Raw genomic sequence first — 16,532 nt, forward strand, 5'->3', positions numbered from 1 at the left:
CGACGACCCGTCATCGTAGAAGATTGTTGGCATGGTCAGCATCTGGACAAGTTGGGAGCATCAAATGGAAAATGAGACCACACATATCGATCAATTTCTGCTCATCCATTCAGTGCGTAACGACTGCTGGCGCGAAATCACCACATTGGCCGATGCCTGGGCGGCTAATCGCGGCGAGCGCGCGGCGCTGGAAGCCGCGATCGCTGCTGGCGCGGCGGCAGAGGAGTATCACGCTTATCCTGGTGCACGGTTGCTCGCAGCCTTGGCAGAGCGCATTGCCGCGAACGATGCGGGTGGGGCGGCAATGCTCGCACGCCGCATTTCAAACGGGTTGCTGACGCATGCTTACCGCAAGCGTTTGAGCGAGTGGGACGTTCATGAGGAGCTTTCCTCCACCGAAGTGGCGGATGTCCTACCCCACGGCACGGCTGAGGCTGGCAGTCGCCGGCCCTATTTCGAAGTCCTGTACGTTAATAGCCAGCCGGCGGCGCGATGGCCGGCGCTCGCGACAGAACTTCGCAAACTGCGCAGGCCTGAGGATCCCTTTGTTTACGAGCCAATTCTGGTGGGCTCCTTCGAAGACGCTTTTTGTGCAGCGGCATTGAACCCTGATATCATTTCCGTGGTTCTCGCCGAGGGGTTTCCCTATCGATCCCGTCATGACGCGCCAATCCTTCGCTCCGTGCTCGATCCGCTGGGGGAAGAGGAGGGGCCGGACATGTCAGCCTTGCGCCTCGCACGCTCCCTCAAGCGCATCCGGCCTGAACTCGACATCTACTTGCTCTCCGACCGGCAGGTCGAAAAAATTGCCGGTGACCCTGCGGCCGATGCGGTGCGCCGGGTCTTTTACGCGGTGGAGGAACCGCTGGAGATGCACCTTGCCATTCTCGAAGGTGTGCAGGCGCGTTATGAGACGCCCTTCTTTGACAACTTGAAGAAGTATGCCCGCCGGCCGATCGGCACATTTCACGCGCTGCCCATCGCCCGCGGCAAGTCAGTCTTCAAATCCGACTGGATCCGCGACATGGGCGAATTTTATGGGCTCAACCTGTTTCTTGCGGAAAGCAGTGCGACGACAGGCGGCCTCGACAGTCTCCTTGAACCAACCGGCACCATCAAACGCTCGCAGGAAATGGCAGCGCGCGCCTTTGGCGCCGACCACGTCTTCTTCGTGACGAACGGTACGTCCACCTCCAACAAGATGGCAGTGCAGGCGCTTTTGGCACCTGGCGATATCGCGATTGTCGATCGCAACTGCCATAAATCGCACCACTACGGCATGGTGCTGACAGGCGCGCAGCCATATTACGTCGAAGCGTTCCCGATGACGGAATACTCGATGTATGGCGCCGTCCCACTCGCCACGATCAAACGCGCGCTGCTCTCCCTGAGAGCGGAGGGTCGTCTCGACCGGTTGCGGCTGCTGGATCTCACCAACTGCACCTTCGACGGACACATGTACAACGTCCGGCGGGTGATGCAGGAGTGTCTCGCTATCAAGCCTGACCTGATTTTTCTGTGGGATGAAGCGTGGTCCGGATTTGCCCGGTTCTCACCGTTTCTGCGTCCTCGCACCGCGATGGGAGCCGCTGCGGATCTTGAGGAATGGTTGCGGGCTCCAGGCTCGATCAAGGAGTATGAACGGCAACAAGCGGAACTCGGGAAAAATCCGGCGGATGATGCCCTGCTTGCCGCTCACCTGATCCCCGACCCTCGCCTCGTCCGCCTTCGCGTTTACCAAACCAACTCGACGCACAAATCCATGTCGGCGATCCGGCAAGGCTCCATGCTGCTGGTGAAAGACGTGGACTTTCACACGGTTGAAGCCCAGTTTCACGAGGCGGTGTTCACGCACGCTTCGACGAGCCCCAACCAGCAGCTGATCGGCAGTCTCGATGTTGCCCGGCGGCAAATGGAGCTCGAGGGCTATGGCCTGGTGATGAATGCGCTGGAGATTGCGCTCAAGATTCGCCGGGCGGTGAACGAACATCCGCTGATCTCGAAGTACTTCCACATTCTGGGTGCGGATGAGATGATCCCCGGCATATATCGGCAGTCCGGCTTCACGGATTATCTGGCACCTGGATCGACCTGGGCCACCGCCGTGAAGGCCATGCGTGAAGATGAATTCTATCTTGATCCCACCCGCATGACACTGGTCTGCGGGACTGCCGGTTTCGATGGAACCCAGTTCAAGGGATTGCTGGCGAATGAGTACGGCATCCAGCTGAACAAGACATCCCGCAACAGCGTGCTGCTACAATCGAATATCAACAATACGCGCAGTGATGTCGCGCATCTCGTCCGCGTTCTCGTCGAGATATGCCGCGGAATCGAGAAACGTCTGGCCGACGGCGGCGAGGGGGAACGTGCGACGTTCGCAAAGCGAGTGAAATCGCTGATGACGGACGTGCCTGATCTTCCCAACTTCAGCCACTTCCATGAGGCCTTCCGCGGCGACGCTGGCCGGACGACACCGGAGGGCGACATGCGCACCGCCTTCTTCAAAGCATATGATGCCTCGGTGTGCGAATATGTGCCGCTCATCGGTGCGGAATGCGACCGGCGTCTGCGCGAAGGCCCGGAGATGGTTTCGGCCAACTTTGTCATTCCTTATCCGCCAGGCTTTCCAATCATGGTGCCGGGACAGGTCCTGACACAGGAGACGATCGACTTCATGCGCAAATTGGATGTGAAAGAAATCCATGGCTACGAAAGGGCGCGGGGACTGAAGCTGGTCAAGCCGGGTGTTGTGGCCGCGAAGGCGAAAAGATGACCAATCTTTGCTGAGAAAGCAGGCGAAGCAGGGCTGTAGGCTCATCCGCGGGCCTTTTACGCGCGGGCCGGGACATCCCTCGGCAGGACCATTGCCGTTCTCGGAGACACCCCCCTGCGCCGATCGTCAGTGGGGTCGCGTGGTGCAACTGACCGGTTTGACAAGCTATCGGCAGCACCGGGATTGGGTGCGCCTATCGGGTTTCGCCGTCATGCTCCGAGCTCGACGAGATATACTTCTACTTCGTTCTATCGTCGTCCGTCGCATTGAGCGCCCGCACGGCTACGGCCGCCACCAGGCCCGTGAGGACAATGCCGGAAAAGCCAATCAGCAGAGACAATAGCCGGGACATGAGGTGTTTCGGCACGAAATCGCCGTAGCCAATGGTCAGCCCAGTGATGAACGTGAAGTACAATGTTTCATCCATTCGCCAGTCTTCGATGTATCCAACAACTATTCCAGACCCGATGATTATAACAAGGATTCCGGAGAACAAAGGCCACAAAATGCGAATTTGCTGTAGTAGTGTGGAGAAGAAAAATCGTCTCATATTCTTCGCATTAGGCTTGGACCTTTTGCTTTCTGACATACGCTTAAGCCCCTGAATTCCTGTAGTTCACCCGCAACGGCCATTCAGCATTGTCGCGGAACGAAACAAATGGAAAAGTCGTGGTTCTGCCATTCGAGTTTCGGCCCTGGGGCCGGCATAGTTACACTACACTATTTCGGTGTTAGCTAGCCTGCCAATGCAGCGACTGGAACTATCAACAGGTGAACTCGGGCAATGGCGCGTCAGCAGGCCGGACGCCGTTAAACTGATGGAGGTGCAAAGTCATGGTTCCATTGTCGAATGCCGGTCAATTGCCATTGCCGCCGGACGGGACGCTGCGCCTCGACATCATCGCGGGCCTGACCGCTGCTGCGGTTGTCCTGCCGAAAGCGATGGCATACGCGACGGTTGCTGGCTTGCCCGTCAATGTCGGCCTTTACACGGCCTTCGTGCCGATGATTGTCTATGCGCTGCTGGGTAGCTCCCGGGTGCTGAGCGTCAGCTCCACGACAACCCTTGCTATTTTGACGGCAAGCCAGCTTGCCCTCGTCGTACCGGACGGAGAGCCTGGCCGGTTGCTGACGGCGACGGCAACGTTGACGGCGCTCACGGGCCTGCTCCTCATAATGGCGGCGGCTCTCCGTTTGGGCTTTGTTGCCAACTTCATATCTTCGTCGGTCTTGACCGGCTTCAAGGCCGGGATCGGACTGGTGATCGTTCTCGATCAGCTTCCGAAACTGTTCGGCCTCCATATCGTCAAGCAGGGCTTTTTCCGCGACATCCTGAACTTCGTGCAAGATTTGCCGCATGCATCGATCGTCACGCTGGGCATTGGTGTGACCGCGCTTGCGCTCTTGTTGCTGCTGGAACGGATGTGGCCCCATTCCCCCGCGCCGCTCGCCGTGCTCGGGGCAGGCATTGCGGTGTCCTGGATGGCTGGGCTCGGCGCCAGCGGCGTGCCGATCGTGGGTCACATTCCTCAGGCACTACCGTCCTTGACCCTGCCAGATACCGATCTCATTTTGCAATTGCTTCCGGGTGCAAGCGGTATCGCATTGATGAGTTTCACAGAGACGATTGCCGCCGGACGGGCGTTTGCCGTACCCGGGGATCAACCGATCCGGCCCAATCGTGAATTGGTAGCCACAGGCCTTGCCAACCTCGGTGGTGGCTTTTTCGGCGCTATGCCGGCCGGTGGCGGCACGTCGCAGACGGCGGTGGTGCGTGCTGTAGGCGGATCTACTCAGAAAGCGTCGTTGGTCACCGCGGCGGCGTCCGCGGCGACGATGCTGGTTCTTGCACCGTTGCTCGGATTGCTGCCGCAGGCCGTGCTTGCAGCCATTGTAATCGTCTACTCCATCGGCCTTATCAACCCCGCAGAGTTCATGTCGATCCGCAAGGCCCGCCGCATGGAGTTTCGCTGGGCGTTGGCAGCGTTCTTGGGAGTGCTTTTTTTCGGTACGCTGCAAGGCATCATCGTTGCCATTATCCTATCGTTGGTTGGTCTCGCAAGCCAGGTCGCCAATCCACGTCTCCATATCATTGGCCGCAAACGAGGGGAGGATTTGCTGCGGCCGCTTACGGCAGAGCGCCAGGACGATGAAACCTTCGAAGGCCTTCTGATCTTACGGCCGGAGGGACGCCTCTTCTTCTTGAATGCGCAGTTGGTCGGCGATCGTATCCGCGAACTGGTCGATCAGGAAAAGCCACGCATTTTGCTGATGGATCTCAGCCGCGTTGTGGATATCGAGTATTCAGCCCTTCAGATGATCATGGAGGGAGAGCGTAATCTTGCGGGACAGGGTATTGAGCTATGGCTCGCGGACCTCAATCCCGAGGTGCTCGATTATGTTCGCGCATCGGGTTTTGCTGCGCAGCTCGGTGCCGCACGCATGTTTTCGGGCACACGGGCAGGGATCCGCCATTACCAGAGCAGCATCGAGGCTACGCCGGCGCAACCCCTTGCCGGAGAGGGCCCGGCCTGAAGTCCCGAATTTGCGCGCTGACCGGAAAACGCGAAGGGTGACATCAACCGATGCAGCAAGATAGCAACAACTTGCTGCTATTGGCTCGAACAAACAGCCCTGCGCCTTCATCGCGTCCACCGGAGGTTGCGGCCATGACGTATTGCTTTAATCTACAACTCCATGGCAGCGGATGCAGCTGCCATGGAGAGTAGCTGGCGCCAGCTTACTTGCCGGATGCCATCGTGTTGTAGCTGGTGATCAGGTTGCGGTAGTCCGGAATGTGGTTAGCAAACAGCGTGCCCAAACCTTCGATGTCGTTGCGCCAGTCGCGGTGCAATTCACAGGCGACGCCGAACCAAGTCATCAATTGGACACCGGCGGCGCTCATGCGGTTCCAGGCCGAATGGTGGGTCACTTCATTGAAGGTCCCTGAGGCATCGGTGGTGCCCGTCTTGCCAGATTGGCGCCCGGCGTCAGGCATCGTGCACGCGGTATTTCCGTCCCGGCGCGGTCTGCTGCCCTCTGTACGCACCCTCATCGATTTTCTAGCGCGAGAATGCGCCGTTCAACGTCAAACCATTGATCAAAGCCTTTTCTGACCGTAAACCACTTGGGCAACCTGAATGACTGCTTTCGGTATCTGACGGCTTGGCTTGCAGCTGAATTTTTCAGGCTCTCCTCCAGCATTTGCGGATAGATTCGTCAGCTGTGGAGCCCTGCCCGCAAAGGTTGCGGATTCCCGGCAGGCTGATTAACACTTCAAAAGTGTAGCGTTTGATGGGACGTGCCATCAGGTCATTCATGGTGCGGAATTAGCAAAAAGTCCTCGATGACCGATCCAGATGCGCGGTCCTATTGCAAGACAAATAGCGGGGAAAAGTGACAGGCGGTTTGCAAAGTACAGTGGGCATTCACTCCAAGGTATCCAGACGCAAAAAAAACGGGCCAAAGCCCGTTTTCCTGTTTTGGCTTATCTCTGCTGTCTTATCAGCAGGATGCGGTGTAGCGGCGGCCATAACGGTCGCGGTAGACACAGCGGCCCGGTTCGCTGGCATTACCGATCAAGGCACCGGCCACGCCGCCGACTGCAGCGCCGACTGCTGCCCCGCGCACATTGCCTGTCGCCACACCTCCGATGACGGCGCCGGATGCGGCGCCTATGCCGGCCCCCTTCTCGGTCTGGGTGCAAGCCGCGAGCGGAAGAATGAGAACTGCTGCGAGGAGGATTTTTTTCATGACTGGTTCCTTTTCAAGGGGTGTTGATGGGCGAAAAAGCGACGTGCGCGCAGATCAGATGCGGCCCATCAATACGAGGATGAGGAGGATCACGACGACCAGCCCGAGGCCACCTGACGGTCCATATCCCCAATTGCGGCTGTGGCCCCAATTGGGTAGTGCGCCGATCAGCAAGAGCACCAGGACGATCAGGAGAATTGTACCGAGCATGTTGTTTCCTCTTTGTGTTTCTGCCGTGCCAGGCACGGGGTCTGCTGCGGTAACGCCGCTCACGAGGATTTGTTCCCGTGTGAGATTTTCATTAAAGGCCCAGTGGCAGAGTATTGCCGAGCGGCACAGTCGCGGTCCTTCCCCTTCCGCAGCTCTTACGATTTTGGCTCAGCGGCCCGAGCAGAAGAAAGGCGGCGATCAGCTGGTCAACCTTGTCGCGAGCCTCTGCCATGGGCAGATGCCCGACCTTGTCGAGGATGACGGTATGAGCGCGGGGTAGGCGTCCGGACAGATGGATCTGGTGCAAAGGCGGCACAATGGCATCACGGCCGCCAATGATGTTGAGCACCGGCACATCGATCAACGGTAGCTCGCTTACGATGGATGTTTGCGACATCCAGGAGACGAAAGCGGCGATTTCACCCGCCTGAGAATTCAGCAGGCGCTCGCGGACTTGTTCCATTGCCGCAATGGTTTCTTCGGTTTCCCAGCCGGCGGTCTTGTCGAACACACATTCGAGTGCCCCCCACCGAAAGGCCTCCCGTGTTGCTATCCACCGGGTGAACAACCGGATGAAGAGGTGCTGGCCGAGCAGAGGAAGGCGCAGGATTCGCGATGCCAGCCGCTCCTGCCCCTCGAACCGGCCGCAGGCAAAGGCGCCCATGAGAATGACGTTGCTGACAAGGTCCGGCCGATGCCGGGCAAGCAGAAGCGAGACGAAGCCGCCGGTCGAATGTCCAATCAGGGTCACCGGTTCTCCATTGTAGTCCCGCTCGATCGCTTCGGCGTAAGCTCTGACGATCGCTGCTGTGGTCAGGCTTTGCGTGAGATTGTCGAGTCTCCAAGGACTGTGGCCCGGTAGCGGATAGGCGGCGGCGCGGCCTTCGCGGACGATGCCAGGCGTAAAACAGTTCCAGAAGACCGGAGACATGACCATGCCGTGGATCAACACGGTTTTCATGCCTGAATCTTCGGAAAGCCAATATGGAGGCGGCGGGCGCAACATTGAAGGCATTCCTTTGCTGTGCGTCAGCAAATCATGCCTTGGAAGTCTTGGTTTTCTGGGGCGGGCGCGGCCGAGGCCGTCGCGGGTATCCGGGTTCACCAACTCACGCAAGGCATTCCTTGACGCAGAGACAAAACGCTATCTGCGGTAAAAATGTTCCCGGCAAAATTTGCGGAACTTCTCCGGCGACCACCCCGTTTCCCTGCCACATCATTCATTGTGCAGGGAGCACGACGATGGAACATATCGCAGCGATCATGATGCTTGTCGGGTGTACCCAGGGCAATGTTGAATGCAAGGAGCTATCGGCACCGGCGGTCGGGTTTGAAACCGCCGAGGAATGCCAGGCACTGCTGCAGCCGTCGCTCAATGATTTCAGAAGCAAGTACAAGATCGTCTACGGCAAATGTGCCGCTATCGACCCGGCCCTCTATACTGAAGATGCAACGATCACCTGGGCCATAACACCCTCGAATGAACTGGACATCCAGATAACCTTCGATGAGCCGGCCATGCCGCTCCTGGTTGCTGGCAAACGCGATCAGCAGCGCCTGTTGAGCAATTAAGCCCCACTGTGCAGCATTTTCAAACCCGGCCGAACAAGGCTCAACCATAGGAGACACCATGAATTCGGGGCAAGGCCCAGGCCCAGTGGGGCAAGCTGACGGATGACGACCTTGATGTCATCAATGGCCGCCGCCAGGAACTGGCTGGCCGGATTCAAGTTCGCTACGGCGTCGAAAAAGAGGAAGCCGAGCGCCAGATCGACGAATGGTCGCGCCACTGACTACAGTGGTTCTGTAGTTACCAAATGGCGCCCGGATCATCGTCCGGGTGCCATTTTCGCATCCGGCACCGGCTGCCAGTGGCCCGAAATACGGAACAAAATGCGCGCGGCTCCGTTGTCCAGAGCAATCCCAGCCGGCTGAACCCGTGGCTTTCCCGCCCAACTGGCTTTCTCCCAGACGTGCATGAAGGAGTACAACAATGATCCGAACTCTTATGGCGACGACCACGCTTGGCGCGTTCTTGACAACCACAGCGCTGATCACAGGCGCATGGGCGCAGGAAGGCGGCGCGATCAACGCTGATCCGGCTGCTACCGCGAACACGACCTCTCAGGCGCCGGGCAAAGGCCCGGCCGGATATTTTTCCGCCGCGCCAGAGCAGGTTCTGGCAACCTCAGTCCTTGGCAAGACTGTCTATACAGGCGCTGATGAACAGGGCGAAGCCATCGGCGACGTCAATGATGTCGTCATCAACGCCAATGGCGGCGCCGAGGCGTTGGTGATCGGCGTTGGGGGGTTCCTCGGTATTGGCGAAAAGGATGTGGCGGTCGGTTTCGACCGCGTGTCCTGGTCGGACAGGGACGGCCAACGTATCATCGTCGTGTCGGCGACCAAGGAAGACCTTCAGGCAGCCCCCGAATTCCAGCGAACGGCCATCATGGATGGTGTCGCTGCGACAGGACCCGAGGACGACAGCGCCGCAGCGCCTGCAACCGCTCCCGTCATTACCGATGAAGCAGCGGAAGCGACGCCACCAACTATCGGCACCACACCGCAGATGTCCGATCCGGACATCGCCCCGCCGGTCGATACGACCACCACAGCCGCAACGCCACCTGACGAAATGCAGCCGGTCGATCCGTCTTTGGTCAGTGCGGAAAAGCTTATCGGCATCGAGGTCAAGGTTGCCGACGATACCAAGGTGGGCGAGATCGGCGACATTCTTCTCGACAAGAACGGCAAGATCGAAGCCTATGTGATCGATGTCGGTGGGTTTCTCGGGATCGGGCAAAAGCCGGTTGCGATGAGTGCGCAGAGCGTTGAGGTGATGGCCGATGCCAAGGGGACAATGACCATCTATTCGCCTTTCACCAAGGCGCAGCTGGAAGCCCAGGCTGCCTATGACGAGGAGGCCTACAGGGCCAACCCGCGTGGAATCGTTCTGGCAACGCCGGCAAACTGACGAGTATTTGCAAAGCCGGCGCCGAAATGACGCCGGCTTTTTGTTGTTACAAACCCGTCTGAATGCGAACCGGTGTAAAAAAAAAAGGCGGCCGTGTGGCCGTCATCTTTTTGCTCCGGATCAATTGCTAAAACTCAGCTGTCCGTGTCTCTTGTCGAGCGTTGTTCGGCAGCATCGAGATCTGCAAGAAGATTAGACAACGTGCCATCTGCGTTCAGTGGGGCTTCCGTGAAGTAGAGGTCACGCAAAGTCGAGCCAATATGCAGGTGCCGATCGCGCCCCTTTTTCGGTACGCGAACCGAGGCCGCTGCAGATTTCCAGATATTCGTTGTTGATACGGTCATTTTACTATCTCGCATGATGTATATGCCTTCACAACGTTCACTTCCTTGCTAAGGTTCCGAGAAATGCGTGGCCAAACCGTGTCAAAATGAGGCGATCTTTCGCGTCGTAGTTAATGATTGGTTTGTGTCGCGAGGCGCCGCGTCCTGCCTTTTTTACCGGAACAAAGGTTCGCCTCCGGCGTTTAATCAGCAATGATTTAAACCAAGGAGAATTCCCGATGCTGTATTACGCTCTTGTCTTCCTCGTTGTTGCCATCATCGCCGGTGTTCTGGGATTTGGTGGTATTGCTGGCGCTTCCGCAGGTATCGCACAAATTCTGTTCTTCCTGTTTCTCGCCTTCCTGGTCATCTCGCTGGTGGCTGGCCTGATGCGCCGAACCTGATCCCATATCAGGTGATGCGTGAGAGAAGGGAGCGATGCGAAAGCATCGCTCCCTTTTGCTGTTGGGGTCGAAATGTCTCGCCAATACAGGCCGCTTCCGCCTTGCCGAAGGCAATGGGCTTGGCTATTCATGACCGGATTATCTCGCAATTGCACATGCCGGAGCTGCACCAAGCATGAAATCATTGGAACTCATCGTTGAAAGAATCATCCTGTCGAGCCGCTGGCTCCTAGTGGTCTTTTACCTGGGGCTGGTTGCAGCGCTGGCACTTTACGCCGTGTCCTTCGTCTACAAATTCTACAAGATCGCCATCATGGTCTTCACCTATGACGAATCCGACATGATTCTTGCCATGCTCGGCCTGATCGATGCGGCACTAGTCGCAAGCCTGATCGTCATGGTTATGATCTCGGGCTACGAAAACTTCGTAAGCCGGTTCGATGAAGCTGATGCCGAAGTCTCGTTCCTTGGCAAGCTTGATTCCGGCAGCCTGAAGATCAAGGTGGCATCGTCGATCGTGGCGATCTCGTCCATCCATCTGTTGCAGATTTTCCTGAACGTGGCGAACTACACCAGCGAGCACTTGATGTGGGCGACCATTATTCACATCGCTTTCGTGGTGTCCGCGCTGATGCTTGGTTTCCTCGAACAGATCATGACCAAACTGAAGAAATAGACCGCAACAAGCAGAATGGGGTGGCGGGCATGAAGACTGATGTTGTTGTTTTGGGGGCGGGCATTGTTGGCCTGTCGACTGCCATCCATCTTTCGCGGCGGGGCAAGTCCGTTGTGCTGCTCGATCGACGCGGTGCTGGCGAGGAAACGTCCTATGGCAATGCCGGCCTGATCCAGCGCGAAGGCGTTTTTCCCTATGGTTTCCCTCATGATTTCGGGGCGCTGTTTCGCTATGCTCTGAACAACACGATCGACGCGCATTATCATTTCCGTGCATTGCCGGGTCTCGTGCCGTTCCTCATCCGCTACTGGTGGAATTCAGGCTTCACTCAGCACCAGAACATCGCGTCGATGTATGCACCCCTGATCGAGAATTCGATCACCGAACATGCCGACCTGATCAACGCGTCCGGCGCCGGCGATCTCATCCGCAAGGATGGCTGGATGAAGGTTTTCCGCACCGAGGCAGCCCGTGATGCGGCCTACAAGGAAGCCGAAAAGCTGTCATCGACATTCGGCGTCAATCACCAGAAGCTGTCCAGCAGCGAACTGAAGACGATGGAGCCGTCGATCCGGGCGGACCTCACCGGCGGTCTGCGCTGGACCGACCCGTGGTCGATCCGCGATCCGCACAGCCTCAACAAGGCATATCTCGCTTATTTCCAGTCGCTCGGTGGCCGCCTTGTGTCCGGCGATGCGGCGACGCTGGAACATGTTCTCGAGGGTGCGGGCTGGCGTGTTGCAACGCCGGAGGGGCCGCTGGAGGCCAGGGAAGTCGTGGTGGCGCTCGGCCCTTGGGCCGATACCGTGACGAAGAAGCTCGGCTACAGGTTTCCGCTGGCGGTCAAGCGCGGCTATCACATGCATTACGGCATGGAAGAAGGCGCGCAGCTGAACAACTGGGTGCTCGATGCTGAAAAGGGCTATTTCCTGGCGCCGATGCTGCGCGGCATACGGCTGACCACCGGCGCTGAATTTGCCAATCGCGATGCGCCGAAGACCCCGGTCCAGCTGACGAGAGCCGAGCGCGTCGCCCGTGAATTCTTTCCGCTTGCCGAGCGCCGCGATGAGGAGCCGTGGATGGGCGCGCGCCCCTGCACGCCGGACATGATGCCTGTCATCGGCAAGGCGCCGCGTCACGAAGGTCTTTGGTTTGCCTTCGGCCATGCCCATCACGGCATGACCCTTGGCCCGGTCACCGGCCGCGCGCTCGCCGAAAAAATGACCGGCGAAAAAACCGTTATAGACATCAAACCGTTCAGGCCTGACCGGTTTTTGGCCTGATCAACACGAGGCACAGACGCCGGGAGTGATTCCGGCGTCCAATTCTGCTGCCGATTCTTTTCCGATTAATTTTTCGAAGACCGGAACAAACGTCACAGCCGTCCGTTATGTGGGTTGGCTGACGGCGAGGGCTCGGTCGGCTGAGTCATGAACAGCATTTGGAAATGACCGCCGTGAGGAACGGTGGCAGGAGCGGTATTTCATGCAGAAACAGGTCGTAGAGTTAAACGGCGAAGCCGTTGGCGCTCTGATACGCGAGGATAACGGGTTTCGGTTTCTCGCTGTCAGATATGGCGTATGGAGCCTGGATGGCCGGCTGTTTTCGAATCCATCCGAAGCAAAACACGCGGTAAAGGCCCTTCTGACGAAGCCGGCAGGGCGCTCGATGCCATCGGCCAGCTTCTGGGAGCCTGATGACGGTGATCCTTTAAGCGGCCAGTTACGATGGAACGCCGTTTCGCCGATCCGTTCGCGGCACAACGAGAGTCGCCCCTGACGGGGCGGCGAGGCGGAGCTACCGATGGCGGCGCAGATGCCTTTGAGTCCGCCCTTGATGGGTGAGTGACAAAGTGCCGGACCATAATTTCATGCTCGCGATCTTGCTGCGCGATCAATCGTCCCAATCAGCTGGAATGCCGCTGTCTGCTCCAATTGCTTCCAAGTCGTTGCGGATACGGGTCACGCCGGACACTGCATAGATCAGCGCTTCGATCTGGCGGCGCTCGCGCGCGGTATCGACGGAACCTTTCAGCCATACGGCTCCACGGCGGGCCTTGATGTCGACACTCGATGTGTCGATATCACTGTCCTCAAGTACATTGGCAATCATGTCCTCCAGAGCATCGTCGTCAACATCCGCCTCGGTGTCGTCGCCGAAAAGGTCGGGACCGTTGCTACTTTCGATCGCCGTCTCGTCGCTGCGCTGGAATCCGGGATTTTCCGCTTCATCGAAGTTTTCGGCGCTCTCACCGTAGGACCGGTTTCCGACCCTGGTGTCTGATCCGGGCGCCGCGTCGGCGTAGGGCCAGCCCTCGTTAAGATCTCGTTCCTCGTAATCGCGGTAATCGTCCTCGCGCCCTGTGGATTTTGGTGTTTTTCCAGTCATTGCCATGTCCTTGTTCTGGGAGAGCCGAGGAGAAACGGATGACGAGGCATTTGGTTCATTTGCAAGACAATCTTGCCGAATATTTTTGCGATGACCGGCAACAGCAAATGACGAAGCGGCTGAAGCCGCTCCGTCATTTATCGAACGTGTCAAGCGTCGTTTAGTTCTGCGGGGCAGTGCCGGTGGCTGGTGTCTGCGTACCGGTACCAGTTGCCGGGGTTTGCGTTTCCGGGGTCGCAGGCGTGGCGCTCGGGGTCGTTGTGGTGTTCGGCGTCACGTTTGTGTCCGGAGTTGCAGTGCCGGGCGCAACGGCACCCGGTGTCGCGCTGTTGTCAGCCGGCGGGGTAGCGGTGTCGGCTGGTGGAGTTGTCGTCTGTTCTGTCGCCGTGGGCTGAGTTGCTGTGCCACTGGTCTGATCGGTCGACATATCTGCTGGCAACCAGACGAGAAGCGCCAGAACCAAGCCTGCAAGCAGGATGATCAAAACCGGCCATTTCGAGCGTGCCGATCGGGGTTCGAGGTCTTCCGGCCGCCGCTGGTTGGCCAACGGATCGTTCACCGGAGCGCCTGTCACCGGATCGATACGCGGGCCTGCCTGTTCAGCCGGCCATGCCGCAGGATTCACGTTACGGTTTTCAGTGGGATCAAAACGTTGATTCATGGCGGACATATCCTTTCGAGAAATGGTGCCTGTGCCAGCAAACGTTGAAGGCAACTGCCCGATAAACGTCGCTGTAGGGCGAATGTTCCTCGAAAAGACCGGCGAAGGCGGTAAAGCCTTCAAACTGCGGGGTAAAGGGCCTCCGTCGAGCCAAAATCGTCAAGAAAGGCGCCGGATCTTGGCAAGATCAGCTTGATGGCAGTTCGGCGATATCCCCGAATTGGGCGAGCAGGCGCGGGCTCGTCATGTCGCCGCTCTCTTCATCGACCTCGACGGCATAGGCCGCGACCCCGACAAACCGGTCTGCCATGGCTGCAGCAATCTTTTCTGCGCTCGCAGCATTGGATGCCTGGCGCATCTCGCCCGGTCCAAGTCCGCCGCGCGTCTTTTTGTAGGGAACAACGATGAATTTCTCGGCCATGGATGGCCCTTTCAAATATTGGTGCCGTGACAGTCAGGGCCGTTTCGATGAACGCGATGGACTGATTACGGCAGGCAGTGCCGATGACATAGCCGCGATCTTTAGCATTGATTGCCGTGCACCTGTACCGGCAACCGCTGCAATGTGAAAAAAAAGCTGGCCAATTGCCTTGCTGTCGATCCGAAAGAGGCAGAGGTTGAACCTCCGCCGAACACTGATGGCTTGTCATAACATGATAATACTCAACGAGTTGATGCTATCATACGGCCGGATGCAGGTCGCAAAAAATGGACGGCCACGTTCTTTCGTGGCAGCGAGAGAGACGTCAATCTGCCCGCCCGGCCCTATTCTAAATCTAATAGCAGCCGCGTCCTGTCCTTGCGGACGAAAGGCCTTTCGCAGATTTTCCGGGCAATTGAAACCCCGATTTTTATAAGGCTGCTTCCTTGATGGGACAGAAGAGCCCCGCTCGCGAAGGGCTGCATAGCGCTGTCGTTCTACCGCCGTTTGTCGGAAAACTGATGGGACGGGCCGAAAAGCAGGCATCGTCTTGAGCTACATCTGCGCTCACCCTGCCAAAAATCCGATACTGGAGAATGATTGATTGCTGTCATTCACAAAATGGAAATTATAGTCCTCCCAAGAAGGGTGACGCTCTGGCTTGGATGAGGATGGTCCTGCCTCGAAAATTTCGCGCACTCCGGCAACCACAGAAAGTCAGATCGAAATGAGAAAGGCCAAAGACGTCAAAACCATTGCTGCAGCAAACGGTATCGCTACCGATAGCGCCTTTGGCGCCGTCACTCCGCCTCTCCATCTCTCAAGCAATTTTGCGTTTCGACATTTTGAACAGACGCAGGATTACGAATATTCGACGACGGCCAATTCGACACGCGACCTTTTGGGTGACACCTTGGCAAAGCTGGAGGGTGGTGCCGGAGCCGTGATGACGGCCTCCGGAATGGCTGCTGTCAACTTGGTTCTCAGCCTGCTGAAAAGCGGAGACAGCGTCATTGCACCGCATGATTGTTATGGCGGGACATACCGGTTGCTTTGTTCTCTCCGGGACAAGAGACATTTCGACGTGGAGTTCATCGACCAGCAAAATGCCACAGCGCTCAGAAGTGGTCTTCAGGGCTCGCCAACCCTGGTTTTCATCGAAACCCCAAGCAACCCGCTGATGCGCATCGTTGACATCAATGGCATTGCGCAACAGGCGCATGCCGCCGGTGCACGCGTCGTTGTCGACTATACCTTCCTGTCGCCGGCGCTGCAGCAGCCCATTTCTCTTGGAGCGGATTTTGTCATTCACTCGACAACAAAATACCTGAACGGCCATTCCGATGTTGTCGGTGGCGCGGTTGTCGCGGCCCGTTCGAGTGATGCGGAGGCGTTAAAGGACTGGGCAAATCTGACCGGAGTGACAGGGTCGCCGTTTGATTCGTATCTTACGCTTCGCGGTGTCCGTACTCTCTTTCCCCGGCTCGAGCGCCAGCAGAAAACCGCTGTCGCGGTGGCGAATTTTTTGGCGGGGAGGCCGGAGGTTGGCATTGTTCACTATCCTGGGCTTGAGACGCATCCCGGACACGAACTCGCCAAACGGCAACAGTCAGGCTTTGGCGCCATGTTAAGCTTCGAGTTGGCTGGCGGGCTTGAGGCCGTGCGGTCTTTCGTCAAGCCGTTGCAGGTATTCACGCTGGCTGAATCGCTCGGTGGTGTTGAAAGCCTGATCGCGCATCCGGCAACCATGACGCATGCCGGAATGGGGGCGCAGGCTCGATCGGCCGCCGGCATCACCGACGGCTTGCTCAGAGTTTCGGTTGGGTTGGAGGCCGAGGAAGATCTTCTTTGGGACCGTGCATCCAGCCTGTCGGCCATCGGCTCGTTGTCGGCTACGGCACCGTAACGTCAATCAAACTGCGGTGAGCAGGTCGAATTGGCTG

At 57.9% G+C, this 16,532-nt stretch carries 18 protein-coding genes and 2 pseudogenes; 11 read left to right on the plus strand and 9 right to left on the minus strand.

The genetic code is table 11. From position 1 onward, the window contains the following. Window positions 1-64 precede the first annotated feature (64 nt). Window positions 65-2,776, plus strand: a complete 2,712-nt coding sequence (locus tag ASC96_RS11775; RefSeq protein WP_060503235.1) for a decarboxylase — start codon at window positions 65-67, stop codon at window positions 2,774-2,776. A 238-nt stretch (window positions 2,777-3,014) separates the two neighbouring features. Here ASC96_RS11775 and ASC96_RS11780 read toward each other — a convergent pair whose 3' ends face one another. After that, window positions 3,015-3,365: a potassium channel family protein gene (locus tag ASC96_RS11780; protein WP_348270797.1), complete on the minus strand. Its 351-nt coding sequence runs from the start codon at window positions 3,363-3,365 to the stop codon at window positions 3,015-3,017. A 245-nt stretch (window positions 3,366-3,610) separates the two neighbouring features. On the opposite strand from ASC96_RS11780, the gene ASC96_RS11785 reads away from it, so the two are divergent. After that, window positions 3,611-5,311 carry a SulP family inorganic anion transporter gene (locus ASC96_RS11785; protein ID WP_060503237.1) on the plus strand — a complete coding sequence of 567 codons (1,701 nt, stop codon included), beginning with the start codon at window positions 3,611-3,613 and terminating at the stop codon, window positions 5,309-5,311. Window positions 5,312-5,516: 205 nt separating this feature from the next. Here the strand turns inward: ASC96_RS11785 and ASC96_RS33755 are convergent. Further along, a pseudogene (locus ASC96_RS33755) lies at window positions 5,517-5,735 on the minus strand (hydrolase); the annotation flags it as partial. Between ASC96_RS33755 and ASC96_RS33760 the strand changes: the two are divergent. Beyond that, window positions 5,731-5,892: pseudogene (locus ASC96_RS33760) on the plus strand (LysR family transcriptional regulator); the annotation flags it as partial. The pseudogenes ASC96_RS33755 and ASC96_RS33760 sit on opposite strands and share 5 nt — an antisense overlap. 388 nt (window positions 5,893-6,280) lie before the next feature. On the opposite strand, the gene ASC96_RS11795 reads toward ASC96_RS33760, so the two are convergent. From ASC96_RS11795 to ASC96_RS11800, 3 genes are all read right to left on the minus strand, one after another. Then, on the minus strand, window positions 6,281-6,529 hold the full coding sequence (locus ASC96_RS11795) for a YMGG-like glycine zipper-containing protein (RefSeq protein ID WP_060503239.1): 249 nt from the start codon (window positions 6,527-6,529) through the stop codon (window positions 6,281-6,283). Window positions 6,530-6,583: 54 nt separating this feature from the next. Continuing rightward, window positions 6,584-6,739: a DUF3309 family protein gene (locus tag ASC96_RS31610; protein WP_082512023.1), complete on the minus strand. Its 156-nt coding sequence runs from the start codon at window positions 6,737-6,739 to the stop codon at window positions 6,584-6,586. A gap of 91 nt (window positions 6,740-6,830) precedes the next feature. Next, on the minus strand, window positions 6,831-7,700 hold the full coding sequence (locus ASC96_RS11800; protein WP_162246345.1) for an alpha/beta hydrolase: 870 nt from the start codon (window positions 7,698-7,700) through the stop codon (window positions 6,831-6,833). A 281-nt stretch (window positions 7,701-7,981) separates the two neighbouring features. Here ASC96_RS11800 and ASC96_RS11810 point away from each other — a divergent pair, with 281 nt between their 5' ends. The 3 genes from ASC96_RS11810 to ASC96_RS11820 all read left to right on the plus strand — a co-directional run bounded on the left by ASC96_RS11810 (window position 7,982) and on the right by ASC96_RS11820 (window position 9,716). Then, window positions 7,982-8,311 carry a hypothetical protein gene (locus ASC96_RS11810; protein WP_060503242.1) on the plus strand — a complete coding sequence of 110 codons (330 nt, stop codon included), beginning with the start codon at window positions 7,982-7,984 and terminating at the stop codon, window positions 8,309-8,311. A gap of 62 nt (window positions 8,312-8,373) precedes the next feature. Further along, window positions 8,374-8,532: a CsbD family protein gene (locus tag ASC96_RS31615; protein WP_082512044.1), complete on the plus strand. Its 159-nt coding sequence runs from the start codon at window positions 8,374-8,376 to the stop codon at window positions 8,530-8,532. Between the two features lie 200 nt (window positions 8,533-8,732). Further along, entirely contained in the window at window positions 8,733-9,716 is a 984-nt protein-coding gene (locus tag ASC96_RS11820; RefSeq protein ID WP_082512025.1) for a PRC-barrel domain-containing protein, read from the plus strand. Window positions 9,717-9,850: 134 nt separating this feature from the next. On the opposite strand, the gene ASC96_RS32565 is transcribed toward ASC96_RS11820, so the two are convergent. Further along, window positions 9,851-10,060: a hypothetical protein gene (locus ASC96_RS32565; RefSeq protein WP_156397434.1), complete on the minus strand. Its 210-nt coding sequence runs from the start codon at window positions 10,058-10,060 to the stop codon at window positions 9,851-9,853. Between the two features lie 218 nt (window positions 10,061-10,278). Here ASC96_RS32565 and ASC96_RS31620 point away from each other — a divergent pair, with 218 nt between their 5' ends. From ASC96_RS31620 to ASC96_RS32570, 4 genes are all read left to right on the plus strand, one after another. Further along, window positions 10,279-10,443 carry a DUF1328 domain-containing protein gene (locus tag ASC96_RS31620; protein ID WP_037105882.1) on the plus strand — a complete coding sequence of 55 codons (165 nt, stop codon included), beginning with the start codon at window positions 10,279-10,281 and terminating at the stop codon, window positions 10,441-10,443. Window positions 10,444-10,618: 175 nt separating this feature from the next. Next, the gene (locus ASC96_RS11825; protein ID WP_082512026.1) at window positions 10,619-11,119 is read left to right on the plus strand and encodes a TIGR00645 family protein; all 501 of its coding nucleotides are present in this window, start codon (window positions 10,619-10,621) and stop codon (window positions 11,117-11,119) included. Between the two features lie 29 nt (window positions 11,120-11,148). Then, window positions 11,149-12,402, plus strand: coding sequence for an FAD-binding oxidoreductase (locus ASC96_RS11830; protein WP_060503245.1), 1,254 nt, complete (start codon window positions 11,149-11,151; stop codon window positions 12,400-12,402). Between the two features lie 202 nt (window positions 12,403-12,604). Beyond that, window positions 12,605-12,898, plus strand: coding sequence for a hypothetical protein (locus ASC96_RS32570; protein WP_156397436.1), 294 nt, complete (start codon window positions 12,605-12,607; stop codon window positions 12,896-12,898). A gap of 114 nt (window positions 12,899-13,012) precedes the next feature. Here the strand turns inward: ASC96_RS32570 and ASC96_RS11835 are convergent, their stop codons facing one another. The 3 genes from ASC96_RS11835 to ASC96_RS11845 all read right to left on the minus strand — a co-directional run bounded on the left by ASC96_RS11835 (window position 13,013) and on the right by ASC96_RS11845 (window position 14,589). Next, a complete protein-coding gene (locus ASC96_RS11835) occupies window positions 13,013-13,507 on the minus strand; it encodes a BON domain-containing protein (protein ID WP_162246346.1) in 495 nt (164 codons plus the stop codon). 160 nt (window positions 13,508-13,667) lie between these two features. Continuing rightward, window positions 13,668-14,168 carry a hypothetical protein gene (locus ASC96_RS11840; RefSeq protein ID WP_156397438.1) on the minus strand — a complete coding sequence of 167 codons (501 nt, stop codon included), beginning with the start codon at window positions 14,166-14,168 and terminating at the stop codon, window positions 13,668-13,670. A gap of 187 nt (window positions 14,169-14,355) precedes the next feature. Next, entirely contained in the window at window positions 14,356-14,589 is a 234-nt protein-coding gene (locus ASC96_RS11845; protein WP_060503248.1) for a hypothetical protein, read from the minus strand. Window positions 14,590-15,316: 727 nt separating this feature from the next. Here ASC96_RS11845 and metB point away from each other — a divergent pair. Next, on the plus strand, window positions 15,317-16,495 hold the full coding sequence (gene metB, locus ASC96_RS11850) for a cystathionine gamma-synthase (protein WP_060503343.1): 1,179 nt from the start codon (window positions 15,317-15,319) through the stop codon (window positions 16,493-16,495). The last annotated feature ends 37 nt before the right edge of the window (window positions 16,496-16,532 follow it).

Origin of the sequence: Rhizobium sp. Root1204 (assembly GCF_001424965.1) — a bacterium.
GTDB lineage: Bacteria > Pseudomonadota > Alphaproteobacteria > Rhizobiales > Rhizobiaceae > Pararhizobium.